Annotated in this window: 26 protein-coding genes; 15 read left to right on the top strand and 11 right to left on the bottom strand. The window is 63.7% G+C overall.

What is annotated here, in order from left to right; translation table 11 throughout:
* Positions 1–54: 54 nt before the first annotated feature.
* Together RFM68_RS13385 and RFM68_RS13390 are read left to right on the top strand one after the other, a co-directional pair.
* Positions 55–981: an ABC transporter ATP-binding protein gene (locus RFM68_RS13385; protein ID WP_320233445.1), complete on the top strand. Its 927-nt coding sequence runs from the start codon at positions 55–57 to the stop codon at positions 979–981.
* Positions 978–1,739, top strand: coding sequence for an ABC transporter permease (locus RFM68_RS13390; protein ID WP_320233446.1), 762 nt, complete (start codon positions 978–980; stop codon positions 1,737–1,739). The genes RFM68_RS13385 and RFM68_RS13390 overlap by 4 nt, the downstream gene beginning before the upstream one ends.
* 262 nt (positions 1,740–2,001) lie before the next feature.
* Here RFM68_RS13390 and RFM68_RS13395 read toward each other — a convergent pair whose 3' ends face one another.
* Complete coding sequence (locus RFM68_RS13395; protein WP_320233447.1) at positions 2,002–3,039, bottom strand: phosphatidylglycerol lysyltransferase domain-containing protein; 1,038 nt, start codon at positions 3,037–3,039, stop codon at positions 2,002–2,004.
* Between the two features lie 232 nt (positions 3,040–3,271).
* Here RFM68_RS13395 and RFM68_RS13400 point away from each other — a divergent pair, with 232 nt between their 5' ends.
* The gene (locus RFM68_RS13400; RefSeq protein ID WP_320233449.1) at positions 3,272–3,763 is read left to right on the top strand and encodes a MarR family winged helix-turn-helix transcriptional regulator; all 492 of its coding nucleotides are present in this window, start codon (positions 3,272–3,274) and stop codon (positions 3,761–3,763) included.
* Complete coding sequence (locus RFM68_RS13405; protein ID WP_320233450.1) at positions 3,760–4,440, top strand: GNAT family N-acetyltransferase; 681 nt, start codon at positions 3,760–3,762, stop codon at positions 4,438–4,440. Before RFM68_RS13400 ends, RFM68_RS13405 begins: the two co-directional genes overlap by 4 nt.
* A gap of 248 nt (positions 4,441–4,688) precedes the next feature.
* Here the strand turns inward: RFM68_RS13405 and RFM68_RS13410 are convergent, their stop codons facing one another.
* Positions 4,689–6,686, bottom strand: coding sequence for a PhoX family protein (locus RFM68_RS13410; RefSeq protein ID WP_320233451.1), 1,998 nt, complete (start codon positions 6,684–6,686; stop codon positions 4,689–4,691).
* Positions 6,687–7,081: 395 nt separating this feature from the next.
* Between RFM68_RS13410 and RFM68_RS13415 the strand changes: the two genes are divergently transcribed.
* The 3 genes from RFM68_RS13415 to RFM68_RS13425 all read left to right on the top strand — a co-directional run bounded on the left by RFM68_RS13415 (position 7,082) and on the right by RFM68_RS13425 (position 8,552).
* Entirely contained in the window at positions 7,082–7,420 is a 339-nt protein-coding gene (locus tag RFM68_RS13415; RefSeq protein ID WP_320233452.1) for a hypothetical protein, read from the top strand.
* 71 nt (positions 7,421–7,491) lie between these two features.
* Entirely contained in the window at positions 7,492–8,193 is a 702-nt protein-coding gene (locus RFM68_RS13420; protein WP_320233453.1) for a phosphatase PAP2 family protein, read from the top strand.
* 89 nt (positions 8,194–8,282) lie between these two features.
* Positions 8,283–8,552 carry a helix-turn-helix domain-containing protein gene (locus RFM68_RS13425; protein ID WP_320233454.1) on the top strand — a complete coding sequence of 90 codons (270 nt, stop codon included), beginning with the start codon at positions 8,283–8,285 and terminating at the stop codon, positions 8,550–8,552.
* Positions 8,553–8,715: 163 nt separating this feature from the next.
* Here the strand turns inward: RFM68_RS13425 and RFM68_RS13430 are convergent, their stop codons facing one another.
* Together RFM68_RS13430 and RFM68_RS13435 are read right to left on the bottom strand one after the other, a co-directional pair.
* Entirely contained in the window at positions 8,716–9,642 is a 927-nt protein-coding gene (locus RFM68_RS13430) for a DMT family transporter (protein ID WP_320233455.1), read from the bottom strand.
* Positions 9,643–10,127: 485 nt separating this feature from the next.
* Positions 10,128–10,985 carry an SMP-30/gluconolactonase/LRE family protein gene (locus tag RFM68_RS13435; RefSeq protein ID WP_320233456.1) on the bottom strand — a complete coding sequence of 286 codons (858 nt, stop codon included), beginning with the start codon at positions 10,983–10,985 and terminating at the stop codon, positions 10,128–10,130.
* A 113-nt stretch (positions 10,986–11,098) separates the two neighbouring features.
* On the opposite strand from RFM68_RS13435, the gene RFM68_RS13440 reads away from it, so the two are divergent.
* Positions 11,099–11,893: a helix-turn-helix domain-containing protein gene (locus RFM68_RS13440; RefSeq protein ID WP_320233457.1), complete on the top strand. Its 795-nt coding sequence runs from the start codon at positions 11,099–11,101 to the stop codon at positions 11,891–11,893.
* Between the two features lie 208 nt (positions 11,894–12,101).
* Positions 12,102–12,920: an alpha/beta fold hydrolase gene (locus RFM68_RS13445; RefSeq protein ID WP_320233458.1), complete on the top strand. Its 819-nt coding sequence runs from the start codon at positions 12,102–12,104 to the stop codon at positions 12,918–12,920.
* A 129-nt stretch (positions 12,921–13,049) separates the two neighbouring features.
* Here RFM68_RS13445 and RFM68_RS13450 read toward each other — a convergent pair whose 3' ends face one another.
* Both RFM68_RS13450 and RFM68_RS13455 read right to left on the bottom strand, forming a co-directional pair.
* Positions 13,050–13,988, bottom strand: a complete 939-nt coding sequence (locus RFM68_RS13450; RefSeq protein WP_320233459.1) for a CHAD domain-containing protein — start codon at positions 13,986–13,988, stop codon at positions 13,050–13,052.
* Complete coding sequence (locus RFM68_RS13455; protein ID WP_320233460.1) at positions 13,985–14,458, bottom strand: CYTH domain-containing protein; 474 nt, start codon at positions 14,456–14,458, stop codon at positions 13,985–13,987. The genes RFM68_RS13450 and RFM68_RS13455 overlap by 4 nt, the downstream gene beginning before the upstream one ends.
* 91 nt (positions 14,459–14,549) lie before the next feature.
* Between RFM68_RS13455 and RFM68_RS13460 the strand changes: the two genes are divergently transcribed.
* From RFM68_RS13460 to RFM68_RS13475, 4 genes are read left to right on the top strand one after another with little or no spacing between them, the layout of a single operon-like run.
* Entirely contained in the window at positions 14,550–15,245 is a 696-nt protein-coding gene (locus RFM68_RS13460) for a CerR family C-terminal domain-containing protein (RefSeq protein WP_320233461.1), read from the top strand.
* Positions 15,242–16,195, top strand: coding sequence for an HlyD family secretion protein (locus tag RFM68_RS13465; RefSeq protein WP_320233462.1), 954 nt, complete (start codon positions 15,242–15,244; stop codon positions 16,193–16,195). Before RFM68_RS13460 ends, RFM68_RS13465 begins: the two co-directional genes overlap by 4 nt.
* On the top strand, positions 16,192–17,112 hold the full coding sequence (locus RFM68_RS13470; protein ID WP_320233463.1) for an ABC transporter ATP-binding protein: 921 nt from the start codon (positions 16,192–16,194) through the stop codon (positions 17,110–17,112). The genes RFM68_RS13465 and RFM68_RS13470 overlap by 4 nt, the downstream gene beginning before the upstream one ends.
* Positions 17,109–18,245: an ABC transporter permease gene (locus RFM68_RS13475; RefSeq protein ID WP_320233464.1), complete on the top strand. Its 1,137-nt coding sequence runs from the start codon at positions 17,109–17,111 to the stop codon at positions 18,243–18,245. The genes RFM68_RS13470 and RFM68_RS13475 overlap by 4 nt, the downstream gene beginning before the upstream one ends.
* Here RFM68_RS13475 and RFM68_RS13480 read toward each other — a convergent pair.
* The 3 genes from RFM68_RS13480 to RFM68_RS13490 form a co-directional block, all read right to left on the bottom strand.
* Entirely contained in the window at positions 18,242–18,532 is a 291-nt protein-coding gene (locus RFM68_RS13480; protein WP_320233465.1) for a hypothetical protein, read from the bottom strand. The two genes, RFM68_RS13475 and RFM68_RS13480, sit on opposite strands and share 4 nt — an antisense overlap.
* A 248-nt stretch (positions 18,533–18,780) precedes the next feature.
* Entirely contained in the window at positions 18,781–19,758 is a 978-nt protein-coding gene (locus RFM68_RS13485; protein ID WP_320233466.1) for a threonine/serine dehydratase family protein, read from the bottom strand.
* 188 nt (positions 19,759–19,946) lie between these two features.
* On the bottom strand, positions 19,947–20,270 hold the full coding sequence (locus tag RFM68_RS13490; RefSeq protein ID WP_320233467.1) for a hypothetical protein: 324 nt from the start codon (positions 20,268–20,270) through the stop codon (positions 19,947–19,949).
* A 179-nt stretch (positions 20,271–20,449) separates the two neighbouring features.
* Between RFM68_RS13490 and mbfA the strand changes: the two genes are divergently transcribed.
* Positions 20,450–21,433, top strand: a complete 984-nt coding sequence (gene mbfA / locus RFM68_RS13495; RefSeq protein WP_320233468.1) for an iron exporter MbfA — start codon at positions 20,450–20,452, stop codon at positions 21,431–21,433.
* Positions 21,434–21,599: 166 nt separating this feature from the next.
* Here mbfA and RFM68_RS13500 read toward each other — a convergent pair whose 3' ends face one another.
* Both RFM68_RS13500 and RFM68_RS13505 read right to left on the bottom strand, forming a co-directional pair.
* Positions 21,600–21,944 (bottom strand): antibiotic biosynthesis monooxygenase family protein, encoded by a 345-nt coding sequence (locus tag RFM68_RS13500; protein ID WP_320233469.1) that lies wholly within the window; start codon positions 21,942–21,944, stop codon positions 21,600–21,602.
* Entirely contained in the window at positions 21,941–22,309 is a 369-nt protein-coding gene (locus tag RFM68_RS13505) for an NIPSNAP family protein (protein WP_320233470.1), read from the bottom strand. Before RFM68_RS13505 ends, RFM68_RS13500 begins: the two co-directional genes overlap by 4 nt.
* 170 nt (positions 22,310–22,479) lie before the next feature.
* Between RFM68_RS13505 and RFM68_RS13510 the strand changes: the two genes are divergently transcribed.
* Complete coding sequence (locus tag RFM68_RS13510; protein ID WP_320233471.1) at positions 22,480–23,154, top strand: ArsR/SmtB family transcription factor; 675 nt, start codon at positions 22,480–22,482, stop codon at positions 23,152–23,154.
* The last annotated feature ends 20 nt before the right edge of the window (positions 23,155–23,174 follow it).

Genomic DNA, 23,174 nt, shown 5'->3' on the forward strand with positions numbered 1-23,174 from the left:
CGGGCGGCATCCGACCTATATCAGGTCACCTTTTCCAGCCGGCCGTTTTTCAGCATGTCATCCATCATCTCGATCTCCGGTGTCACGAAAACCTATGCCACCGGCTTCAAGGCATTGAAGGAAATCAATCTCGACATCGAGCGTGGCGAGATCTTCGCCCTGCTCGGGCCGAACGGCGCCGGCAAGACGACGCTGATCTCGATCGTCTGCGGCATCGTCAACCGCTCTTCCGGGACCGTCAGCGTCGACGGCCACGACATCGGCAGGGATTACCGCGCGGCGCGCAGCCTGATCGGGCTGGTGCCGCAGGAACTGACCATCGATGCCTTCGAGACGGTCTGGGCGACGGTGAACTACAGCCGCGGCCTGTTCGGCAAGGCGCCCAACACGGCCTTCGTCGAGAAGGTGCTGCGCGACCTTTCGCTGTGGGAAAAGAAGGATTCCAAGGCGATCACGCTGTCCGGCGGCATGAAACGCCGGCTGATGATCGCCAAGGCGCTGTCGCACGAGCCGCGCGTGCTGTTCCTCGACGAGCCGACGGCCGGCGTCGACGTCGAACTGCGCCAGGACATGTGGGCGATGGTGCGGCGGCTGCGCGAAGACGGCGTCACCATCATCCTGACCACGCATTACATCGAGGAGGCCGAGGCGATGGCCGACCGCGTCGGCGTCATCAACAAAGGCGAGATCATCCTGGTCGAAGACAAGGCCGAGCTGATGCGCAAGCTTGGCCGCAAGCAGATGAAGATGGAGCTGCGCGCGCCGCTGTCGGCCGTTCCGGACACCCTGTCGAGCTACGCGCTGGAGCTGTCCGCGGACGGCAGCCAGCTCACCTACACCTACGACAACCAGAGCGACCGGCCGGGCGTCGCCTCGCTGATCCGCGACCTCGAGGCGGCCGGCATCCAGTTCCGCGATCTCGACACCAAGAATAGCTCGCTCGAAGAGATCTTCGTCAATCTTCTGAGGCAAGAGCCATGAACCTGCGCGCTGTGTGGGCAATCTACCGGGTGGAGATGGCGCGCGCCTTCCGCACGGTGCTGCAGAGCATCATCTCGCCGGTGATCTCGACATCGCTCTATTTCGTCGTCTTCGGCTCGGCGATCGGCTCGCGCATCACCGAGATCGACGGCATCAGCTACGGCGCCTTCATCGTGCCGGGCCTGATGATGCTGTCGCTGTTGACGCAATCGATCTCGAACGCCTCCTTCGCCATCTATTTCCCAAAATTCGTCGGCTCGATCTATGAGCTTTTGTCGGCGCCGGTCTCCTATCTCGAGATCATCATCGCCTATGTCGGCGGTGCGGCGACCAAGTCGATGATTCTCGGCCTGATCATTCTGGCGACGGCGGCGCTGTTCGTGCCGCTGAGGATCGAGCATCCGTTCTGGATGATCGCCTTCCTGGTGCTGACGGCGGTGACGTTCAGCCTGTTCGGCTTCATCATCGGCATCTGGGCAAAAACCTTCGAGCAGCTGCAGCTGGTGCCGCTCTTGATCGTCACGCCGCTCACCTTCCTCGGCGGCAGCTTCTATTCGATCCACATGCTGCCCGGCATCTGGAAGACGATCACGCTGTTCAACCCGGTCGTCTATCTGATCAGCGGGTTCCGCTGGAGTTTCTACGGCAAGGCCGACGTCTCGGTCGGCGTCAGCCTCGGCATGACGCTGGTGTTCCTCGCCGTCTGCATCGCGATCGTCGCCTGGATTTTCCGGACGGGATATCGGTTGAGGAACTGATCCGTTTCGTTCCAAGCTCTGCCGGGTGCAAGCCTGCGTGATTAGCCGAAGCGCCTGCCACCTCGTCATCCTCCGCTTGACCCGAGGATCCTGTGTCGTGACTTCGACGCGCCGCCCCGGTGCAGAATCCTGCTCCGTCGTATCCTACGGCTGAGGTAACGGCATGGATCCTCGGGTCTGCGCGCGTCGCTACGCTCCTTGCTCCGCCCGTGGATGACGAAGCCGGGATGCATCGGCCAATCGCGGAGATTCGCTGTGTCTCCTAGATCGCCTTCAGCAGGCGTAGCAGCCCGAGCATTTCCACGAAAGTTCCTTTGCGGAACGCGATATAGGTCGGCTCCTCGACACCGTGGAAGCGGCGCTTGAAGGCCGCCTGGCCTTGCAGGTTGAAGCGCGAGCGGTTGACCCAGGGCGACTGGTAGGCGCGCTTGAAGGCGCCGCGCCAGAAGCCCGACTCGGCGAAGCCGCTGGGCTCGATATCGAGCAGCGGCGAGAGGCCGAGCGTTACCTGCGAGATACCTTCCTCGCGAAAGCGGTCGACGGCGAATTTGGTCAGCCCGATCTCGGCATGCGGCGTGGCGTCGACCTGCTTGCGCTTGAAGGCGGTGGTGTAGCCGATGACCTTGCCGTCGCGGAACAGCGGGTCGAAATCGAGGATGGCGAGAAGCCGGCCTTCAGGACTGTGCAGGAGGAAGCGGCGCATGTCGGCGCCGAGCTCTTCGGAAAAGCGGCGGTTGAGGAAACCCATCTCCCAGCGCTTGATGATACGCTCTTTGCGCCAGTCGGCGGAAAGCTGGATGATCTCCTCGTGCAGCCCGTCGCCGCTGTCCTCGGCGAGGACAAAGCCCTTCTTCGTCAGCCAGCGCTCGGAATAGCGCACGGTCTCGTTGCGCCTGCCCGAAAAATCATGCGCCGGGAGATGCAGCCTGGTGTCGATGCCGAGGCGATTGACCTGATAGCCTAGGCCGGCCAGCATCTTGGCCGTGTCGGCGCCGATCTGGACGAACCAGGGGCTGCCGGCGGCCTCGACGAAGCGCTTGATATAGGCCGGGCGGTCGGCCGGATCGGCCACCGGATCGCCCAGCGCGAAATGACGGCTCATCTTGGTGCCGAAGGCGATGTAGCCCGCGCCATCGCTGAAATAGGACAGTTTCTGCTGCACGGCCGTCGAATAGGCGAGCGAGAAATCGCCGTGGCGGCGCACCAGCGCCAGGCGTTCGGCATCCGTCAGTTCGCGTAGCGGAACCTTGGGCGCCACGGCATCGAGAAGCCTGTCGAGGTAGATGCGCAGGGGCGCCATGAGCTCCGCGTGCCAAGAATGGATGACCTGCCGCCCTCAGGTCGCGAATCGCTGGCGACCGCTGCGGCCACGTCGCGTCAGCGCGATATAGGATGCAATTGGCGGCGAATGAAGGGCAAATGTCCGAAAGCGTCCGCTATCGCTCGTCGGCGACCGGAACTGTCTCGCAGTATCGGTTTGAGTTTTCCATGCAATGTTATATATCAAGTTATCGTTATGCGGTGGATGAACCATGGAAGACGTTCTTCGATCCCTCGGCTTTCTCTGCCTTGGCAGCCGTATGAAGCGCATAGGCGAGCAATTGCAGGCCGATACGCAGCGTGTGCTCGACCGCCTGGACGTGCGCATCCAGTCGAGCCAATACCCGCTGCTCGCCGCGCTCGACAGGCTAGGCCCGCTGCCGGTCGGCGAGCTGGCGCAATCGCTCGACGTCGCGCAGCCGGGCGTGACGCGCAGCGTGGCACTGCTTGCCGAGCTGGGGCTGGTCGAGGTCCGTCCTTCCGATGACGACCAGCGGCGCCGGATCGTTTCGCTGAGCCGCAACGGCCGGCGGCTGGTCGACCAGGCGAAGCGGGACGTCTGGCCGAGCATCGAAAACGCCGTCGCCGATCTGTGCGCCGATCTTTCCGGACCGCTGCTCGGCCAGCTTGCCGCCATCGAGGATCGTCTGGCCGCGACGCCGCTCGATCGCCGCGCCGAAAACGCCAAGGTTGCCGCGTCATGAAACATTTTCTCGACCGCCCCATCTGGAGCGCGCTTGCGACGCGGCACCGGGCTTTTGCCGAAGGGGATGACCTTGCCAGGCGGTACCGGCCGTCGATTGTTCCTTTCGCCGCCACCGCTGCCGACGACGCGGACAGCCTGAGGGCGCTGGCCAGGCTTCTGCCGCCGCGCGAAACCGCCGTCCTTGTTCAGGCGGATGAGATCGTTCTGCCGGCGGAAATTTCCGCGACCTCGACCGCGACGCTGGTGCAGATGATTGCCGAACAGCCGATCCCGGCTGCATCCGATGCGCGTATCCGGCAGCTGACAAAGGACGATGCGACGGAAATGCTGGCGCTTGCGTCGCTCACCAAGCCCGGCCCCTTCACGCTGGAGGCGCTGAGCCTCGGCGATTTCTGGGGCATCAAGATCAACGGCAGGCTGGCGGCGATGGCCGGCGAGCGCATGAAGCAACCCGGCTGCAGCGAACTCAGCGGCGTGTGCACGCATCCGGATTTTCGCGGCGCGGGCCTTGCGCGGCTGCTGTCGCTGTTCGTGGCGGGCAGGATCGCGGCGCGCGGCGAGGTTCCGTACCTCCATGCCTATGACAGCAATACGGCGGCGATCAGACTCTACGCGTCCATCGGCTTCCGCTTGAGGAGCACGATGAACATGGCCATGGTTCAACGCGCGGGATGAGTGCGCGGCTTCGTCATCCACGGGCGGAGCAAGGAGCGAAGCGACGCGCGCAGACCCGAGGATCCATTCCGTTACGCTAAGGCGTTGCAACGGTGCAGAATTCTGCTCCGCTGTGCCCCACGATCTCGGTCGCGGAATAGATCCCAGGGGTCTTCGCGACGCCGCTGCGCGGCTGCTTCGCCCTAGGATAACGACGTTGGGGAGGCTTCGGCCAATCCCCAACGTCCTTGCCGCAGGATTCCGGCCTATCACACCGCGATCTTGCCGCCGCCCTGCTTCGTAATGGCGATGACGGACGGCCGCACCGGCATGTCGGGCTTGAAGTCCGGCCAGCGGGTCGACGGATCCTCGTAATAGGACGGGCGGCCGAAACCTTCCCAGTCCTCGCCGCCATCGCCCGGATGCTGGACGGCGACAAAGGCGGTCTGGTCGTCAGGCGCGAACAGCGGGCCGCACATTTCGGCGCCGATCGGCACGCGGAAGAACAGTTTTGACGTCGCCCGCGCCAGGCCTTCGGTGTCGACAGCCCAAAGGCCGTCGGTGCGGCCGGTGGCCTTCGGACCCTGGCCGTCGGTGGCGACCCACAGGCGTCCGGCGGAATCGACGGCGCAGTTGTCGGGCATGCCGAACCAGCCATGGGCAGTGGTCGAGGTCGAGAAGGTGGCGCCGACATCGGCAACGGAAGGATCGCCGCATTTCAACAGCACTTCCCATTTGCCCTTGCTGGCGGTGAAGTCGCCGCCATCCTCGACGATCTCGATGATATGGCCGAAGGCATTGCCGGCACGCGGGTTGGCGGCGTCGACCTGCTCTGTCTTGCGTTTCGAATTGTTGGTCAGCATGACATAGACCTTGCCGTTGCCGGCATTGGGCTGGACGTCCTCCGGACGGTCCATCTTGGTGGCGCCGAGCAGGTCGGCGGCGCGCCGCGTCTCGATCAGCACGTCGGCCTGGGAAGCAAAACCGTTCTCGGCCGTCAGCGGACCTTGGCCGAAGACGATCGGCATCCACTCGACCGAACCGTCCTCGGCGAACTTCGCGACATGCAACGTGCCGTCGTCGAGCAGGTTCATGTTGGCGGCCCGATCGTTCGGATTGAACGTGCCTTTGGTGACGAATTTGTAGACATAGTCGAAGCGCTCGTCGTCGCCGAGATAGAAGACGACGCGGCCGTCCTTGGCGACGATCGATTCGGCGCCCTCATGCTTGAAGCGGCCCATGGCGGTGCGCTTCCTCGGCACCGAGTTCGGATCGTTGACGTCGACCTCGACGATCCAGCCAAAACGGTTCGGCTCGTTCGGTTCCTTGGCGAGGTTGAAGCGGTCGTAATGCGCGCCCCATTCATAGGCGCCTTCCGGGATGCCGAGACGCTTGTAATTGGCGGCTTCCTTGTGGCCTTCCGGCAATTCGCCAGAGAAATAGCCGTGGATGTTTTCCTCGGCCATCACGTAAGTGCCCCAGGGCGTGACGCCGCCGGCGCAATTGTTGACGGTGCCGATGACCCTGGCGCCGGACGGATCGGCATTGGTCTTGACGCGGTCGTGACCGGCGACCGGGCCGGAGAGCGCCATTTCGGTGGTGGACATGATGCGGCGGTTGAGCTTGCCGTTCCGCACGACCTGCCATTTGCCGCCTTGCTTGCGGATCTCGACGATGGTGCCGCCATGCGCTGCCATCTCGACGTCGACCTGCTCCTTGCTCAGCGGTGCGACCTCGGCGGCCTTCTTGCCGTCCTTCTCGACAACATTGACGATGCCGGGGAACATCAGGTGCGGGTTGGTGTATTCGTGGTTGACGACCAGCAGGCCATGTTCGGCGGAGCCGTCGATCGGGATATAGCCGACATAATCGTTGTTGTAGCCGAACTGCTTCGCCTGGGCTTGGGCCGACTGTTTCGCCGGATCGAACTCCGGCGAATCGGCGAACAGCGGATCGCCCCAGCGCAACAGCACATCGGCGTCATAGCCCGGCGCGACATGATGCCTGTCGTCGATACCGGCCTCGATCTCGTCGAATTTGAAAGCGGAGCCTTCGGCGGCGCGCGCCTCGTCGGCGGCGACCAGCGCCAGCGGACTGACGGTGGCTGCGATGGCCGAGACGGCCAGCGAGCCCATCAGAAAACCGCGGCGCGAGAAACGCGCGGCGATGATCTCGCCCATAGTGCGGTTGTCGGTCGGGTTGATGGGCGGCCCGTCATTTTGCTCGAGCTGGCTGGTGCGGAAGCGGGTCTCGGGGTTCACGGTCATATGGTTTCCTCCGGCTTCTTGAGGTGGCTTGAGTTTTGACCTTTCGACCCCTAAAGCGCGTCGATCACATTTTCGTGACATCGCCTCGACGTACCATCTGGTGATTGGCGAAGCCGTCGGCAGGGCAATGAGGGGCGGAGCCGACCTAGCAAACAGAGGCGCCGTGACGATCGCTTCAAGCAAGGACAACGCCCAGCGTGTAATGCTGATGGCCAACGCTGCCGCCGCCCCTCATCCGCCTGCCGGCACCTTCTCCCCGTATAGTGACGGGGAGAAGGGAGCTTGCTGCGGCCTTCACCTATCCTCCGCGGCGATCAGCTTGACGGCTTCACCCGCTTGCGAAACAAGGGCTGCGGCCGGCGTGGCGACGGCGCTTCAAAAAAGGGGACGGCAAGGTGAGCTTCTGGGGGCTGGCGCAGCTTGGCGCCTCAACGGTGATGTTCCTGCTGGCGGCAGCGGCGGCCAAGCAATGGGGGCTGTCGCCGAGCCTCGGCAATATCCTTTTGACGCTCGCGCTCTATTCCGCCGGCAATCTGATCATGCTCAGGCTGGTGCGCGAGTTCGGCATGTCGGTGTCGTTCAGCCTGTCGGCGGTGATCCAGCTCGTCGCGGTCAATGTCGTGGCGCTCGCCTTCTTCGGCGAGCGGCTCAATGCGCTCCAGGCGACAGGCATGGCGCTGGCGATCGCCGCTGTCGCACTGATCACGCTCGGGCCCTATATGCAGAAGCTCTAAAAGCAATTCCAGGAAAAGTGTGAAGCGGTTTTCCGTCCGGAATTGCGTTAGATACTTGAACAAGGCCCCTGATGAACCCATCCGTCGGCGCATTGCTTACCAGAATCGAGTTCCCCCTGCTTCTGGCCGGGCTGGTGATCGCTGGCGGGCTGTGGGGTTTTGTGGAATTGATGGAGCTGGCTCAGGCGACGACGCCGCATGCGTTCGACACCCAGATCCTGCTCGCCTTCCGCCATGCCGGGCAGCCGAACAGCCCGATCGGCCCGGCTTGGCTGCAAGGTGCGGTTCGCGACATCACCGCCCTCGGCAGCACCAGTGTGCTGGTGCTGATCACGACGGCGACCATCATCTACCTGCTGCTGATCCGCAGGGCGGGGACGGCGCTGTTCGTATTCGCCGCCATAGCCGGCGGGCAGGTGCTTTCTAGCCTGCTCAAGCTCGAGGTCGACCGGCCCCGGCCCGATCTCGTCTCGCATCTGGTCAGCGAGACGTCGCTGTCCTTTCCAAGCGGGCACGCCATGCTGTCGGCGGTGACCTATCTGACGCTCGGCTCTTTAGCCGCGCGCTTCCTTCCGGACCGCAGGACGAAGATCTTCGTGCTTTGCCTTGCCGTGCTGATCGCAGTGCTGGTCGGCATCAGCCGCGTCTATCTCGGCGTGCATTGGCCGTCCGATGTGCTTGCCGGCTGGTGCGCTGGCTTTGCCTGGGCCATGTTATGCTGGCTCGCGGCGCGCCTGCTGCAGCGGCGCAAAATGGTGGCCGACAGCGACTGATCGATATCTGATGCATATTAAATGATGCTTGAGACATTGTAATATTTACAATATGCATCTTTTTTGGCTTCAGAGACGGGTTCTCGCCGATGATCACTGCCGCACAGATGCGCGCCGCGCGGGCGTTGACCGGTATCGACCAGAAGACGCTCGCCGAGCGGGCCGGAGTCTCGCTTCCGACAATCCAGCGCATGGAAGCGAGCGACGGTGTCGTCAGGGGCGTGGTCGACACGCTGATGAAGGTCATCCAAGCGCTCGACGCGGTCGGCGTGGAGCTGATCGGCGAGAACCAGGCCAGCGAGCGCGGCGGCAGGGGCGTGCGCCTCAAGACAACCGCGGCGCAGAACCCGCAAGGCTGAGCCGCTGCCGCGTCGGCCCGCAAAGGCTGGCATCGCAGCGGCCGGATTTGCCGGCGGTTCGCCGTTTCACTGAAACGCCGAACCGTCCATCTTTTTGCCTTGCGCAATTCCGGACGAAACCCGTTACGCACTTTTCCTGGAACTGCTCTGGCGTGACGCTTTCTCAAACTGCCGCTTCGATCGGCTCGGCAAGTTTCGGGTTGGCGCGCGCGGCGATCAGGCAGCCGGCGACGATGAGACATGCTCCGGTCAGCGTCGTCCACGCCACATCCTCACCGAAGAAGAACCAGCCAAGCGCGATCGCCCAGATGAAGGCCGAGTATTCGGTCGGGATCAGATATTGCGCTTCGGCGCGGGCGTAGGACCAGCTCATCAGGAATTGCCCGGCGAGCGACAGCATTGCCACTCCGGCCAGCGGGAGCCAGAAATTCGGCGGAAGCGCGACGGCAAGCCACGGCGCGGCGAGAGCAAGGATGATCGCCACGCAAAGGTTCTGAAACAGCATGATCTCGAGCGGCTTGGCCAACAGCGCCTGTTGCCGGGCGAGGACCAGATTGTAGCCATAGAACACGGTCGATACGAGCACCGCCGCCGTGCCGAGCAGGGCACCGTGCGAATAGCTCTCCCGCCCGAACTGGCCGGCCAAGATGATCGCGACGCCCGCGATGCCGGCAAGCGACGCCCACACCGCCTGGCGCCGGATCCTTTCGCCCAGCAACAGCGCGGCCAGGAAAAGCGCAAACAGCGGCGCGACGAAGCTGAGCCCGATCGCCTCGGCGAGCGGCAGCCTGGCGAGACCCCAGAAGAATGAGACCAGGACAATGCCGACGACCGCGGCGCGCAGCGCATGCAACCTCAGCACCGGCCTAGCTGGCCTTGAGCGCGGTCCCGCCGACCAGGCCGCGCCCGCAACCAAAGTCGCCACCGCGCTGCGCCACAGCAGCGTGTTGTAAACGCCCACCGCCATGGCCAGGGACTTCATCGCCGCGTCCATCCCCGACAGAAGGAAGATCGCCAGCGCGCAGACGAGCACCGGGATCATCGGCGAAACTGCACCGTTCAGGCTGGATGTCTTCACGGCTTGGCTCATTGCTGCCGGATATCCCGGAGCGAATGGCAGAACCAGATGGCAGCGCCGGTCGATATGGCGGTCCAATCCAAGTTGGCGTCGTTGCTTCGCGGCGGCAGCTAGTGGCACTGCATAGGGATTTTGACCGGTCGGCTCTGTTTGCGTTGGCAGGTTGTATGCGTTGGAGATTGGCCGAAACGCCCATCGCGATCGTCATTCTAGGGCGGAGCAAGGAGCGAAGCGTACCGCGTAGACCCTAGAATCCATGCCGTTACCTTCGCCAAGGAGTGCAACGAAGCAGAATTCCGCACCGTGGCGGCGCTTCCAAGTCACGGCATGGATTCTATGGTCTGCGCCGCGTCGCTTCGCTCCTTGCTCCGCCATAGAATGACGAGGTTGGGGCGGCTTCGACCAATCCTGGGCGTTTGCGCTGATTTCACGGAAATGAACGGAAAAACCTTACACCAAGACAAACGGCAACCTTTCAAAATCCCTGTGTCGGGGAACTAGTCGATCTTCAGCGCGACGATCTCGCCTTCGCCCATCAGCGGCACGAAGATCCGCTTGCCGTCGGTGCCGATGTCGGCGCTGCCCGGCTTGAATTGCGCTATCACCGTCGGCGCGCCGTCGGGCCTGTAGCTGTAAAGCGTGCCGGTCATGTAGGCGGTGGCGTAGATGGTATCGCCGATAGAGATGACGCCATCGAGATTGGCGAAGTTCTGCGCGCCCGGCAGCGGTGCGACCGTCTTCGTGGCGAGGTCGACCGACAGCAGCCCGCCGGGCTCCGCCGTGCTGAAGTCAGGCTTGATGCCCTTGCCCCAGGAGGCGACGATCAGCCTGTCGCCGGCGGCGAAGACGCCATTGGGCGAGGCCAGCAGCGGATCCTTGACGAACAGCTCCGGCTTGTCGCCGTCGATGCAGTAAATCGTGTCGGCCAGCATGTCGCTGACATAGACCCTTCCGGCGCTGTCGGCGGTCATGTCGTTGAGGAAGACGGCGCCGGGTACCTCGATGGTCGAAACCAGTCTGCCGCTGGCGAGATCGACGACGCGCACCTTGGTGATGTCGGCGGCGTAGAGCTTGCCGCCGGAAATCGCTATGCCCTTGGGCGCATCCATGCCGTCCACCCAGTGACGGGTGATGACCTTGCCGTCCATCGACAAAAGCGACAGGTAGCCATTGCCGTCCGCATCGCCGGGATTGCCGACGATGTTGGAGACGACGATGCGATTGTGGGCGGTATCGACAAGTGCCGATTCCGGTTGCTCGAAACCGGATGCGCGCCAAAGTTCGCCGGCCTGCGCGACGGACACAGCGGCAGAGGCGATGGCGGCGAAGACGGTTGAGGCGATGAGACGTTTCATGGATGCTCTCCTGTGATGACGACGGAGAGCTAGGGTTTTCGATACTTTCCTGGAAGCCGGAACAGGGCTAGTATCGCCATTCGATACCAAATCGCACGAATGGGGCGCAGTCCATGAACGGTCCACTCTTCGAGGCGCTGAAACGGACGCTGAAGGCCAAGGGCCTGACCTATCGCACGCTGGCCGAGCGCATGGGCATCTCCGAGCCGACGGTGAAGCGCATCTTCCATGAGCGCAACTGCAAGCTCGACCGGCTGATGGAGATCTGCGCGGCGGCGGATGTCGAGCTGGAGAACGTGCTCGGCGCGATGAACCGTGGCCCGGGCCCGGCCAACCGCGTCGCGCCGGAGATCGAGCGCAGGCTGGCGGCGCGGCCGGCGCTGCTCTTCGTCTTCATTATGCTGTCGGAGAAATTCACGCCCGAAGGCATCATGCGCTCGCAAGGCCTGAGCGAGGCCTCGATGTTCCTCTATCTGCGCGACCTCGAGGAACTCGGGCTGGTGGCGCTAGGACGTGGATTGTCGGCGAGGTTGCTCGTCGACACGCCGATCCAGTGGGATTTCGAGGGTCCGCTGAAGCCGCATTTCGAGATGACCAACAAGAACTTCATCGGCTGGGCGATCGGCCATATGGAACGGGCCGCGACCTTCATCAGCTTTTCCAGGCGGATGCGGCCGGAAACGGCGGAAATGCTGCGGCGCGAGGCCGAGGAGCTCGCCGAACGCGCCAGGCTGCTTGCCCATCACGACCAGCACACCACGCCGGAGGATCAGCTCGCCGGCTACAAATGGACCTTTGCCTTCGGGGCGACGCCGTTTCCGGCGATCATGCCGATCGGACCGCACCCGCGCGATGCTGGCGCGCGAACGGAGACCGGGGCGAAGGGGCGGCGGCCGCTGCCGGCGTAATGGATGAAATCTAGCGCTTGGCATCCGCCGCCTAACACCGCGACGGGTGGAACTCTGCGATCGGAACGGGCAGAGAGCTCGATAAAAGGTCTTTCGGCGACCCAGGCGTCTGATCCGAGTAGCGCCGATTTTGAGACCGGCACAACTATAGGCTGCGAACCAAGCTCGTGTGGACGGCGCAGTCCGGAAAACCCGGGGAGAGTATTGGATGTCGTGGAAGCTCGACGAGACCGTGCAAACATCTGCGGGCACAGTGGCAGCGGGTCGACTTGGTAGCGGGCCTGCACTCGTGCTGGCTCATGGCTGGCCGTGGTCCTCGTTCTCATGGCATCGGATCATTCCGGACCTTGCAGGGCGGTATCGCGTCCATTGGTATGATATGCCTGGATACGGGCAATCCGAAAAAGGCGCGGGGCAGCGCACGTCGCTTGATGTGCAAGGAAAGATATTCGCCGAAATGCTTGCATATTGGGATATCGAATGTCCGATCGTCATTGCCCATGACATGGGTGGAGCGACAACGCTACGAGCCCATTTGCTGCATGACTGCGACTTCGACCGGTATCTGCTGATGAACGTTGTCGCCATGCGCCCTTGGGGATCGGAGTTCTTCGGCCATGTCGGTCGCCATGTGGATGCCTTTCTAGGCCTGCCGCCGCATATCCACAGAGCGGTCGTAGAGGCCTACATCAAGGGAGCCATCGTAAACGACATCGATTCCGGAGATTTCGATAAGCTGGTCGAGCCTTGGCTTTCCGAGGACGGGCGCGCGAGCTTCTATCGCCAATTCGCGCAAGCCGATGAAAAATATACCGCTGAAGTCGAGCCGATGTTCAGGGACATACGCTGTCCGGTAAAGATAATCTGGGGCGAAGACGATCCATGGATTCCGCTGACGCGAGGCAAAGCGCTTCATGCGCTGATCCCGCAGGCGTCGTTCGAAACACTGCCCGGTGTCGGCCACCTGCCTCAACTTGAAGCTCCGGATCTGGTGCTGAGGCGGCTGAGCGCATTTTTAGGGACATAACGACATCTCCGCGAAACGCCACTCGTCGATGGTTTCGCGAGGCCTGTCGGCCGAAAAGATTTCTCCTCCACCCTGTGAGAGGGGTTAGGGGCGGGATGCGACTGTGGAGTTTATTGCCTTCGCTCCAAGTCAGCCGGCGGCCGCGCCTGCGTCCTCCCGCTGGCCGGCGAGATCGTCACGCGCCTTGCGCGCGAGCTTTTTGGCCGAGCGCTTGGGGCTGTCGCCGAACAAATCGGCGGCATCGGCAAGGCAGGCCTTGGTCAGGCTCTTTTCGGAGCGCTTTAGGAGCTTACGCAGAAGCTTGGTTTCGTCGGAGGGGCCTAGCGGCTCGCCTTCGGCACCGAGCAGCGCGCGCATGACGAAGACGTCGTGCAGTTCGCCGAGCAGTTCGCCGAGGCTGTCGACCGCCTTGCGGCGCGCCTTGATCGGCGTCGGCCACAAGCGGCCGAGCAAGGACAGATGCATGGAGTGCGTCTTGGTCGCCTTGCGCAGGTCGTGAAAATCGTCGTCCTCGCCGCGCGACTCCGCCTTGTCCAGCGCCTTCTTCGCCCGCCGCAAGGTGGCGCGGGCGCCGTCAGCCAGGATGTCGGCCGCCTGCTCTGGCTGATCGGGCAGAGCCAGCCTGTCGATGCGCTCCAGCCCTTCGTGGCAAGCGGCTATTGCCGCATTGATGGCGGCGTCGAGGCCAGGACCGGCATGGAGCTCATGCTGGCGCAGCACCAGCCGCTCACGCACCGGGTCGAGCCTGCCGCCGGCCGATTGTTCCGGAAAGGCATCGGCCAGACGGTCGACGGTTTCGATGAGCGCGGTCGCCTCGCGCGGGCCGGCGAGCAGCGCCGACACCTGCTTATAGCATTCGTTCTCGGTTTGGCAGAACGGTTCGTCCCCGGAACGAACCAGGCGCAGCAAGGCGCGTACGCTTTTCAGCCGCTTGCGGCATTTGTGCAGCCCCTGTTCCGGCTTCTCGCGCGCCGTCTCGAGATGGCCGACAGCCCTGCTGATCTCGTCGGCCAATATGCGCCTGACCTCGCCGGTCAACGGCAAGCGCGGATCGATGCGGAAGCTCATGCGGCGATCTCCGGAATCCCCCCGAGGGCCAGCGACGCGTTGTAGAACCTCGACTCGCCGGTGACCTCGCGACCGAGCCAGTCGGGCAGCACTTCGTCAGATACGTCCTCCGGCGTCTCCAGCTCCGCGACCACCAATCCCGCGAGCTTGCCGCCGAACACATCGACTTCATAGAGATAGCCGCGGTGTCTAACATGGTGGCGTGTCTTCTCGATGACACGTCCGAGGGCAAACGCCATCAATTCCTCGGCCTCGGCCAGCGGGATGGAATATTCGAACTCGTCGCGCTCGCGCGCCCTGTCGCCGAACTTCAGCGTCAGCTTGGCGGAGCGCCCATCGCTGATGCGCACACGCACCGTGCGGCCGGGCTGGGCAGCGACATAAAACTGGCGAATGCGGATTTCCGCCTCGGCCATGTCGCGCCAGTCGGGACTGGAGACCAGGAACTTACGCTCGACTTCCTTGCCCATGGCCGGGCACTAAAGCCTGTGGGGGTCGAGAAGGCAAGCCGCGCCGGGTATCAAATTTGACTTTAATCAATCGATTGATTAAAGTGCGGGTATGGGCAAGCAACCAAGTGTGAAACGGCAGCAGCGCGAGACCGGCACCGCCGATCAAACACGAGCGGCGCTGGTGCATGCGGCGCTCAAGCTGTTCGGACGGCAGGGTTTCGACGGCACGTCGACGCGCGAAATCGCGACGGAAGCCAAGGCCAATATCGGTTCCATCGCCTATCATTTCGGCGGCAAGGAAGGGCTGCGCGCCGCTGCCGCCGACTTTATCGTCGAGACCATTCAGGGTATCGCCGGCCAGGCGCTGGGCGCAACCCAGGCGGCAAACCCGGAAGCCGCGAGAGCACAGCTCTTCGCAGCCTTGGAGCGGATGGTCGGCTTCGTCGTGGCCAGTCCGCAGGCCGGCGAGATCGTACAATTCGTACTTCGGGAGTTCTCGCATCCGACCGCCGCGCTCGACCGCATCTATGCCGGCGTGTTCGAGCCGGCGCACCGGCGGCTGTGCCAGATATGGGAACAGGCAACCGGCGAGCCGGCCGAGAGCGAGGCAACCCGGCTCACGGTCTTCACGTTGATCGGTCAGGTCATCTATTTCCGCATTGGCCGCGAGGCAGTCATGCGCCGGATGGGCTGGCGCGAGATCGGCAATGAAGAGGCCGCCAAGGTGGTGGCGGTCACCACCGACAATCTCAGGGCAATGCTGGCGGCGCGCGATGCACGCGCTGGCAAGAAGGGCAAATCATGAGCTTTCTCTGTTCGTTGCCGCTCGCGGCCCAGCTGTTCGGCGCCTGCGCGCCGGCGGCGCCTTTAGCCGTCGGCTATGTCGAAGGCGAATATGTGCTGATGGCGCCGATCGAAGTGGCCCAGGTGGCGACGGTGACGGTCAAGCGCGGCGACCGCGTCGAAACCGGAACGGCGGTGGCGACGCTCGAGGACGCCGACGCCAAGATCGAGGTGGCGCAGGCGCAGGCGGCCCTTGCGCAGGCACAGGCGCAGCTTGCCGATCTGCAGGTCGGCAAGCGCCCCGAAGAAATCGCCGTGCTCAAGGCCGAGGTCGACATGGCAAAAGCCCAGGCGGCCGACGCCAAGCGCAAATATGACCGCGCGAGCGATCTCTATAAACGCGGCACCGGCACGCAGGCCGACTACGACACAGCCTCGGCCTCGTTTGAGACCGCCACGGCCCAGGTCGGCCAGGCGGAAGCCAATCTCGCCGTCGGCAATCTGCCGGCGCGGTCCGAGACGATCAAGGCCGCGGACAACCAGGTCAAGCAGGCGCAATCGAGCCTGGGGCAGGCCGAGTGGCGGCTGTCGAAGCGGGTGCTGACCGCGCCCTCGCCCGGCCGCGTCAACGACGTGATCCGCAATCCCGGCGACACTGCCGGGCCGACCGCGCCGGTGATCTCGATGCTGCCCGACGGCGCCGTGAAGCTCAGCGTCTATGTGCCCGAAAGCGCGTTTTCGGCCGTCAAGGTCGGCACCGAGCTCAACGTCCACTGCGACGGCTGCGGGACGGGGCTGAAGGCACGCGTCAGCTATGTCTCGCCCGATCCTGAATTCACGCCGCCGGTGATCTACTCGCTCGAGAACCGGCAGAAGCTGGTCTATCTCGTCGAGGCGCGGCCGGAGGGCGATGCGGGACCGCTGCAGCCCGGACAGATCGTCGATGTCGATCTCGCGGATCTGGGGCAATGAACGTCATCGACGTCCGCGGCCTGGTCAAGCGCTTCGGCGACAAAACCGTCGTCGACCATGTGACGATGACGGTCGCCGAAGGCGAGATCGTCGGCTTCCTCGGGCCGAACGGCTCGGGCAAGACGACGACCATCCGCATCATGTGCGGGCTTTTGACGCCGGACGAGGGCGACGGCACGGTGCTGGGCTTCGACATCCGCAGCGACGCGCTCAGGATCAAGCGCGAAGTCGGTTACATGACGCAGAAATTCTCGTTCTACGAGGATTTGACGATCGGCGAGAATCTCGAATTCGTGGCGCGGCTTTACCGGCTGAGGCCGGTCGAACAGTATGTGGCGAGGACGCTGGATGACCTCGGCCTGGCGAGCCGCCGCAGCCAGCTGGCCGGCACGCTTTCCGGCGGCTGGAAGCAGCGGCTGGCGCTGGCCGCCTGCATCATGCACAAGCCGAAGCTGCTTCTGCTCGACGAGCCGACTGCCGGCGTCGATCCCAAGGCGCGGCGCGAATTCTGGGACGAGATCCACCGGCTGGCCGGAGGCGGGCTGACGGTGCTGGTCTCCACCCATTACATGGACGAGGCTGAGCGCTGCCACCGGATCAGCTACATCTCCTACGGCAAGATGCTCGCCACCGGCACGGTGGACGAGGTGGTGAAGAATGCCGGGCTGACCACTTTCGTCTTGCAGGGGCCGCGGCTCGACCAGGTGGCCGAGGCGCTGCAGGGCCGGCCCGGCGTCGACCAGGTGGCGCCGTTCGGCGCGACGCTGCATGTTGTCGGCTCCGACAAGGCGGCGCTGGAAAAGGCGCTCGCCGATGTCGAGAAGGAGCACAAGGGCGTTACGGTGAAGCCCGGCGAGACCAGCCTCGAGGATGTGTTCATTCAGTTCATGGCCGGCTCGAAGGACAATATGGCATGAACGCGGTCTTCTCCTTCGCCAGGCTGGGCGCGCTGCTGATCAAGGAATTCATCCAGATGCGGCGCGACCGCATCACCTTCGCCATGATGCTCGGCGTGCCGTTGATCCAGCTGGTGCTGTTCGGCTATGCGATCAACAACGACCCGAAGAGCCTGCCGGCAGCGCTGGTGGCGACCAGCAGCGATCCCTATACGCGGGCCATGGTCTCGGCGCTGCAGACCACCGGCTACTACCGCTTCGACCATGTGGCGCAAAGTGCCGAGGAAGCAGAGTTCCTGATGGCGCGCGGCGATGTCGCCTTCGTCGTCACCATCCCCGCCGATTTCGCGCGGCGGGTCGAGCGCGGCGACAACCCGCAGATCCTGATCGAGGCCGACGCCACCGACCCGGCGGTGGCCAGCGGCGCCATCTCGACATTGAGCACCGTGGCCAGCCAGGCGCTGCTGAGGGCGCAAGGCACGCAGGAGACAGCCAAGGAAGCGGCGCGCGGCCAGCTCGATGTCGTCGTGCACCGGCGCTACAATCCCGAAGGCGTCTCGCAATACAACATCGTGCCCGGCCTGCTTGGCGTCATTCTGCAGATGACGATGGTGATGATGACCTCGATCGCGCTGACGCGCGAGACCGAGCGCGGCACGATGGAAAACCTTCTGGCCATGCCGTCGAGCCCGCTGGAGATCATGCTCGGCAAGGTGCTGCCCTACCTTGTGGTGGGCGCGGTGCAGGTGCTGGTGGTGCTGGCCGCGGCGAAGCTTCTGTTTGCCATTCCCTTCATGGGGTCGCTGTCGCTGCTGCTGTCGACCGTGCTGGTGTTCGTGCTGTCGCTGGTGCTGCTCGGCTACACGATCTCGACCATCGCCCGAACGCAAATGCAGGCGCTGCAGCTCACCTTCTTCTTCTTCCTGCCCTCGATCATGCTGTCGGGCTTCATGTTCCCCTATCGCGGCATGCCGGGCTGGGCGCAGATTTTCGGCGAGATCTTTCCGCTGACGCATTTCCTGCGCATCACGCGCGCGGTCATGCTGAAGGGCGCCCAACTGCCGGCGGTGGCGACGGAAATCGGCTGGCTCTTCGTCTTCGTGGCGCTGTTTGCCGGCGTGGCGCTGGTGCGGTTCAGGCGGACGCTGGATTAGGCTTGATGGGAATACAACGCGCGACAGAAACTAGTTTCGTACCTGTGTAATCTGACACCAGCCCATGCAGCGATGGCGATCTCCTCATCCGTAACCGGTCGTCGGTACTCCTTTATTTTCCTCACGCCCCCGTCCTCAACGACTTCGTCGAGTTTGGTCATTTTCGGAGTGCCGTCAGAAAAATACACATACCTGTAAGCAAAAAGTGCCAACTGCGGTTTTCCAATGGATTTTACATAGGCCTCAATAGCATGAACCGCGGACTCTACGGCATCAAAGTATTTCATCCGTTGCGCCCGCTCAAGTTTGACAAATAAAAGAAATAGTCTCTTGTCGCTAAGGGTGAGGCGGCCGTCGTTGGTGTCTCTGACTCCACGACCGGACAGTTTTTGCCTAGTATCTTGGTAAATCGAAGAGCCCATAATGTACCCAAGTTTCACCCAAACTAAGGTACGGGCGCTCACAAACTTTGCAATAGATGAAACATGGGCCGAAGCGTCCGATTGTCCCAAAAGCGTGCGAGCGCCTCGGTGCCTTAGGCAGCCGCCATAATCTCCGCATAGGTGCTGAAATCGACATTGCCGCCGGACAGGACCACTGCCAAGCATTTGCCGGCGAGGTCGATCTCGCCCGAGGCGAGCGCGGCAAGCGCGACGCAGCCGCCCGGTTCGACCACCAGCTTGAGATGGGCCATGGCGTCGCGCATCGCTTGGGCGACCGCCTTGTCGGAGACGGCGATGGCGCCGGCAAGATTCTTGCGGTTGATCTCGAAGGTGATCAAGCCCGGCTCGGCAGTGAGGATCGCATCGCAGATCGAGCTGTGGCCGGGTTCGTTGGCGACCCTTTCGCCCTTGGCCAGCGAGCGGCGCGTGTCGTCGAAATGTTCCGGCTCGACGGCCCAGACGGCGGTTTGCGGCGAGGCGTCCTTCACGGCAACGGATATGCCGCTCGAGAGACCGCCGCCGCCACAAGGGATGACGACGGCGTCGAGCGCGACGCCAAGGGCTTTCGCCTGCCGCATCAACTCCAGGCCGATCGTGCCCTGGCCGGCAATGATGGCCGGATCGTCGAACGGCGGCACCAGCGCCATGCCCTTTTCGATATAGGGGCGGACGATCGTCATGCGGTCGTCCTTAAAGCGGTCGAACGGCACGATTTCGGCGCCCATCTTGCGGACGTTGCCCACTTTAAGCGCCGGCGCGTCGGCCGGCATGGCGATGACCGCCTTGACGCCGAACATCGCAGCCGAGGCCGCCACGCCTTGCGCATGGTTGCCGGATGAGAAGGCAACGACGCCCCGGCTGCGCTCTTCCTCGCTCAAGCACGACAGCTTGTTGTAGGCGCCGCGGATCTTGAAGGAACCGGTACGCTGCAAAGTCTCCGGCTTGAACAGGATGCGGCCGCCATAGCGCTTGTTGAGCTCGGGCGATTCGATCAGCGGGGTTTCGACGACCAGGCCGGAAAGCCGGGCGGCGGCGGCGCGGATGTCGGAGATGCCGGGCAAGGTGAGCATGGCGGGCCTCGTGGAGGATAGGGGCCACCATGCTGCACGGAAACCGACGCGGCGCGCCAACGAAAAAATGTGATGGAGACAATGTTGGGCGCGTGATGGCCGGCGGCTGAGCGCGTAATCTCCCCCCTTGCGGGGGGAGATTGGCCGCTTCGACGCCAACGCCATTCGCGACGAAGGGCAGGCAGTTCCTAACCCAGCAGCGTCTTCGTTCGTTTGCTGCCGCCGAGCTTGCGCCAGGTGTTGAAGCGGTGGGTGGCGGCGGCAAACGATATCTTCATCTGCTGGGAAACCGAGTAGCGCGACTTGCCTTCGTCGAACATGCGGTAGCAGGACTCCGCACCTTCCTCGGTCAGCTTGCCGTCCGGCGTCTTGTTGTGCGGATTGGCGGGATCGAATTTTTCAATCTGTTCTTCGACAAGACCCCTCAGGCGCTGCAAATCGGCCTCGATGCTGGCGATGAGGTCGAGAACGGGCTTTGCGTCGAATGCGTGCGGAGGCTTTTTGTCCGTCATTCAGCTGGTCTCCTTAATTTCGGTTGTTGCCGCCCATATAGGCAAACATTCGGTAATAATGAAGAGCCGGCCTGAACGCGCTGGATCAACCCTTTGCGAGCGCGTTCCCGTCGCCGGCGATTGACGTCAGGCGGCCAAAATCCTAGTTTAGAATTATTCTAAACTAGAGTGGCTTCATCATGCTTTCCCGTGTTTTCGGCTTCGGCCGCCGTTCCTTCGATTCACTGTCGGAGCAGGAGATCCTGGCGCTGGCGATCTCTTCCGAGGAGGATGACGGGCGCATCTACCGCGCCTATGCCGACGGGCTGGCGCAGGACTTTCCGCAATCGGCAAAGGTGTTCGAGGCTATGGCCGAGGAGGAAGATGGCCATCGCGATTCCCTTATCGAGCTTTACCGCAAGCGCTTCGGCGAGCGCATCCCGCTGATCCGGCGCGAGCATGTGAGAGGTTATTTCGAGCGCAAGCCCGACTGGCTGGTGAAGCCGCTCGGCATCGAGCATGTGCGCCGCCAGGCCGAAGCGATGGAGCAGCAGGCCTATCGTTTCTATGTCGAGGCGGCCAAGCGCACCACCGACGCCTCGACGCGCAAGCTGCTGGACGACCTCGCCGTGGCCGAGCAGGGCCACGAAAGCTCGGCGCATGAATTGGAGCAGGAGCACGTCCCCGGCGAGATCAAGGTGGAGGAGGCGAGCGCCGAGCAGCGCCAGTTCATCCTCACCTATGTGCAGCCGGGGCTGGCCGGATTGATGGACGGTTCGGTGTCGACGCTGGCGCCGATCTTCGCCGCCGCCTTTGCCACGCATGATACATGGAAGACGCTGCTGGTCGGCCTCGCCGCCTCGATCGGCGCCGGCATTTCGATGGGTTTTACCGAAGTCGCCTCCGACGACGGCAAGCTGTCGGGCCGCGGTTCGCCGATCAAGCGCGGGCTGACGGTCGGCCTGATGACGACGTTTGGCGGGCTCGGCCACGCGCTGCCCTATCTCATCCCGCATTTCTGGACGGCCACGGCGGTTGCCGCCGTGGTCGTCTTCTTCGAGCTCTGGGCGATCGCTTTCGTCCAGAACCGCTACATGCAGACGCCGTTCTGGCGCGCCGCCTTCCAGGTCGTGCTGGGCGGCGCGCTGGTGTTCGGCGCCGGCGTGCTGATCGGGAATGCGTAGCGCCGACTTCCCCTTCGCCCCTTGTGGGTGAAGGTGTCGCCGAAGGCGACGGATGAGGGGTGCTCCAGGGAATGCCGGCGTCTCACTCCGCTGGAACACCCCTCATCCGTCTCGGCGCTATCGCGCCGATCCACCTTCTCCCCATGGGGAGAAGGTGACCGGTGCTTCATCCATTGACCGACCGACTATCCTCCGGCGCCTCCGCCCTTTCGGTCAGCCCGTAGTCGCGCACGACATAGGCGATGCGCAGACGATAGCCGGCAAAGATTCCGCCGCGACCGGCCCTCTGCGCCTGCCGGTGCTCCTCGGTGTTGCGCCAGGCTTTCACCGCTTCCTCGTCGCGCCAGAAGGATAGCGACAGCACGCGCTTCGGATCGACGAGGCTCTGGAAGCGTTCGATCGAGATGAAGCCGTCGATGCCGTCGAGCAGGGGCCTGAGCTCCGCGGCGATGCTCAGATAGGCATCGCGCTTTCCCTCCGCCGGCTCGACCTCGAAGATGACCGCGATCATGCCCCTATCCCTTCCCTGACCGTCACGTCGGTGTGAAACATCTGCCTAGGGCCGTGCGGCCCCGACACCCGCTTCAGGAAGACGCGATCTTCCTTGAGGATGAATTTCTCGCGCCGGGCGAACTCGTAGTTTGCCTTGGCCGTGGGGTCGGCGGCAAGCCGCGCGCGGTAGGCTTCGTAGGCCGCGAGGCTCTCGATGTCGTAGGCGGCGTAAGCGGTGGTGGCCGAGCCTTCATGCGGCGCGTAGTAGCCGATCAGGTCGGCGCCGCAGCGCGGAATGGCCTGGCCCCAGGCACGCGCATATTGCTCGAAGGCCGCCTTGCCGAACGGGTCGATCTCATAGCGGATAAAGCAGGTGATGGTCATGTCGGTGTCCTCGTCGGGTGGCTTCTGGACGGCGATGCTTCGACCGCGGTCGAAGCATCGCTTGCGCCGGTATGTTAGGCATTCTCCTGTCAGGAGGGTTTGCCTGGGCTGCTTGAGCTCACCTCAGAATAGTGCTTCCCTGACAGGAATGCTTCGATGGAGATCGAACCATGCGTGAAGGACCAGACATCGCCCGCATCGCCAGCCTGGTCGGCGATCCGGCGCGCGCCAACATGCTCACCGCGCTGATGGGCGGCACGGCGCTGACGGCGTCGGAACTGGCGCTCGAAGCCGGCGTGTCGCTGCCAACTGCCTCCTCGCATTTGTCGAAGCTCATGGATGGCGGGCTGCTGACTTTGGTCAGCCAGGGCCGCCACCGCTACTACGGCCTCGCCAGCGCGCAGGTGGCCGGCATGATCGAGGCGATCATCGGCGTTGCCGAGGCGGTCGGCCCGAAGCGGGTGCGGCCCGGCCCGCGCGATACCGCCATGCGTATGGCGCGGGTCTGTTACGATCACCTTGCCGGCGAACAGGCGGTGGCGATGCTCGACCGGCTGTTCGACAAGAAGCTGCTGCTGCGCGACGACAATCAGATCAGGCTCTCGTCGTCCGGCGCCTCGCATTTTTCCGCGCTCGGCATCGAGATCGACGCGAACGCCAGACGGCCGGTGTGCCGCGCCTGCCTCGACTGGAGCGTGCGGCGCTCGCATCTGGCCGGCACGCTGGGCGCGGCCATCCTCGACAAGATCATCGCCGACAAATGGGCGCGGCGCGAAAAGGACAGCCGCGCCGTGGTGTTCTCGCCGAAGGGCAAGGCGGAGTTCGAGCGGATGTTTCTGGCGTAGGGCTGCGCGCAACGATAACC

The organism is Mesorhizobium montanum (assembly GCF_033977145.1).
In the GTDB taxonomy this organism is placed as follows: domain Bacteria; phylum Pseudomonadota; class Alphaproteobacteria; order Rhizobiales; family Rhizobiaceae; genus Mesorhizobium; species Mesorhizobium montanum.

What these genes read in the sequence shown, in the direction of transcription:
- RFM68_RS13485 (WP_320233466.1), bottom strand. Translation starts at nt 19,758, where the DNA reads ATGCTCACCTTGCCCGGCATCTCCGACATCCGCGCCGCCGCCGCCCGG.
- RFM68_RS13410 (WP_320233451.1), bottom strand. Translation starts at nt 6,686, where the DNA reads ATGACCGTGAACCCCGAGACCCGCTTCCGCACCAGCCAGCTCGAGCAA.
- RFM68_RS13450 (WP_320233459.1), bottom strand. Translation starts at nt 13,988, where the DNA reads ATGAGCTTCCGCATCGATCCGCGCTTGCCGTTGACCGGCGAGGTCAGG.
- RFM68_RS13500 (WP_320233469.1), bottom strand. Translation starts at nt 21,944, where the DNA reads ATGATCGCGGTCATCTTCGAGGTCGAGCCGGCGGAGGGAAAGCGCGAT.
- RFM68_RS13460 (WP_320233461.1), top strand. Translation starts at nt 14,550, where the DNA reads ATGGGCAAGCAACCAAGTGTGAAACGGCAGCAGCGCGAGACCGGCACC.
- RFM68_RS13435 (WP_320233456.1), bottom strand. Translation starts at nt 10,985, where the DNA reads ATGAAACGTCTCATCGCCTCAACCGTCTTCGCCGCCATCGCCTCTGCC.
- RFM68_RS13390 (WP_320233446.1), top strand. Translation starts at nt 978, where the DNA reads ATGAACCTGCGCGCTGTGTGGGCAATCTACCGGGTGGAGATGGCGCGC.
- RFM68_RS13430 (WP_320233455.1), bottom strand. Translation starts at nt 9,642, where the DNA reads ATGAGCCAAGCCGTGAAGACATCCAGCCTGAACGGTGCAGTTTCGCCG.
- RFM68_RS13505 (WP_320233470.1), bottom strand. Translation starts at nt 22,309, where the DNA reads ATGACCATCACCTGCTTTATCCGCTATGAGATCGACCCGTTCGGCAAG.
- RFM68_RS13420 (WP_320233453.1), top strand. Translation starts at nt 7,492, where the DNA reads ATGAACCCATCCGTCGGCGCATTGCTTACCAGAATCGAGTTCCCCCTG.
- RFM68_RS13385 (WP_320233445.1), top strand. Translation starts at nt 55, where the DNA reads ATGTCATCCATCATCTCGATCTCCGGTGTCACGAAAACCTATGCCACC.
- RFM68_RS13395 (WP_320233447.1), bottom strand. Translation starts at nt 3,039, where the DNA reads ATGGCGCCCCTGCGCATCTACCTCGACAGGCTTCTCGATGCCGTGGCG.
- RFM68_RS13465 (WP_320233462.1), top strand. Translation starts at nt 15,242, where the DNA reads ATGAGCTTTCTCTGTTCGTTGCCGCTCGCGGCCCAGCTGTTCGGCGCC.
- RFM68_RS13510 (WP_320233471.1), top strand. Translation starts at nt 22,480, where the DNA reads ATGCGTGAAGGACCAGACATCGCCCGCATCGCCAGCCTGGTCGGCGAT.
- RFM68_RS13470 (WP_320233463.1), top strand. Translation starts at nt 16,192, where the DNA reads ATGAACGTCATCGACGTCCGCGGCCTGGTCAAGCGCTTCGGCGACAAA.
- RFM68_RS13475 (WP_320233464.1), top strand. Translation starts at nt 17,109, where the DNA reads ATGAACGCGGTCTTCTCCTTCGCCAGGCTGGGCGCGCTGCTGATCAAG.
- mbfA (WP_320233468.1), top strand. Translation starts at nt 20,450, where the DNA reads ATGCTTTCCCGTGTTTTCGGCTTCGGCCGCCGTTCCTTCGATTCACTG.
- RFM68_RS13490 (WP_320233467.1), bottom strand. Translation starts at nt 20,270, where the DNA reads ATGACGGACAAAAAGCCTCCGCACGCATTCGACGCAAAGCCCGTTCTC.
- RFM68_RS13445 (WP_320233458.1), top strand. Translation starts at nt 12,102, where the DNA reads ATGTCGTGGAAGCTCGACGAGACCGTGCAAACATCTGCGGGCACAGTG.
- RFM68_RS13480 (WP_320233465.1), bottom strand. Translation starts at nt 18,532, where the DNA reads ATGAAATACTTTGATGCCGTAGAGTCCGCGGTTCATGCTATTGAGGCC.
- RFM68_RS13400 (WP_320233449.1), top strand. Translation starts at nt 3,272, where the DNA reads ATGGAAGACGTTCTTCGATCCCTCGGCTTTCTCTGCCTTGGCAGCCGT.
- RFM68_RS13425 (WP_320233454.1), top strand. Translation starts at nt 8,283, where the DNA reads ATGATCACTGCCGCACAGATGCGCGCCGCGCGGGCGTTGACCGGTATC.
- RFM68_RS13440 (WP_320233457.1), top strand. Translation starts at nt 11,099, where the DNA reads ATGAACGGTCCACTCTTCGAGGCGCTGAAACGGACGCTGAAGGCCAAG.
- RFM68_RS13455 (WP_320233460.1), bottom strand. Translation starts at nt 14,458, where the DNA reads ATGGGCAAGGAAGTCGAGCGTAAGTTCCTGGTCTCCAGTCCCGACTGG.
- RFM68_RS13405 (WP_320233450.1), top strand. Translation starts at nt 3,760, where the DNA reads ATGAAACATTTTCTCGACCGCCCCATCTGGAGCGCGCTTGCGACGCGG.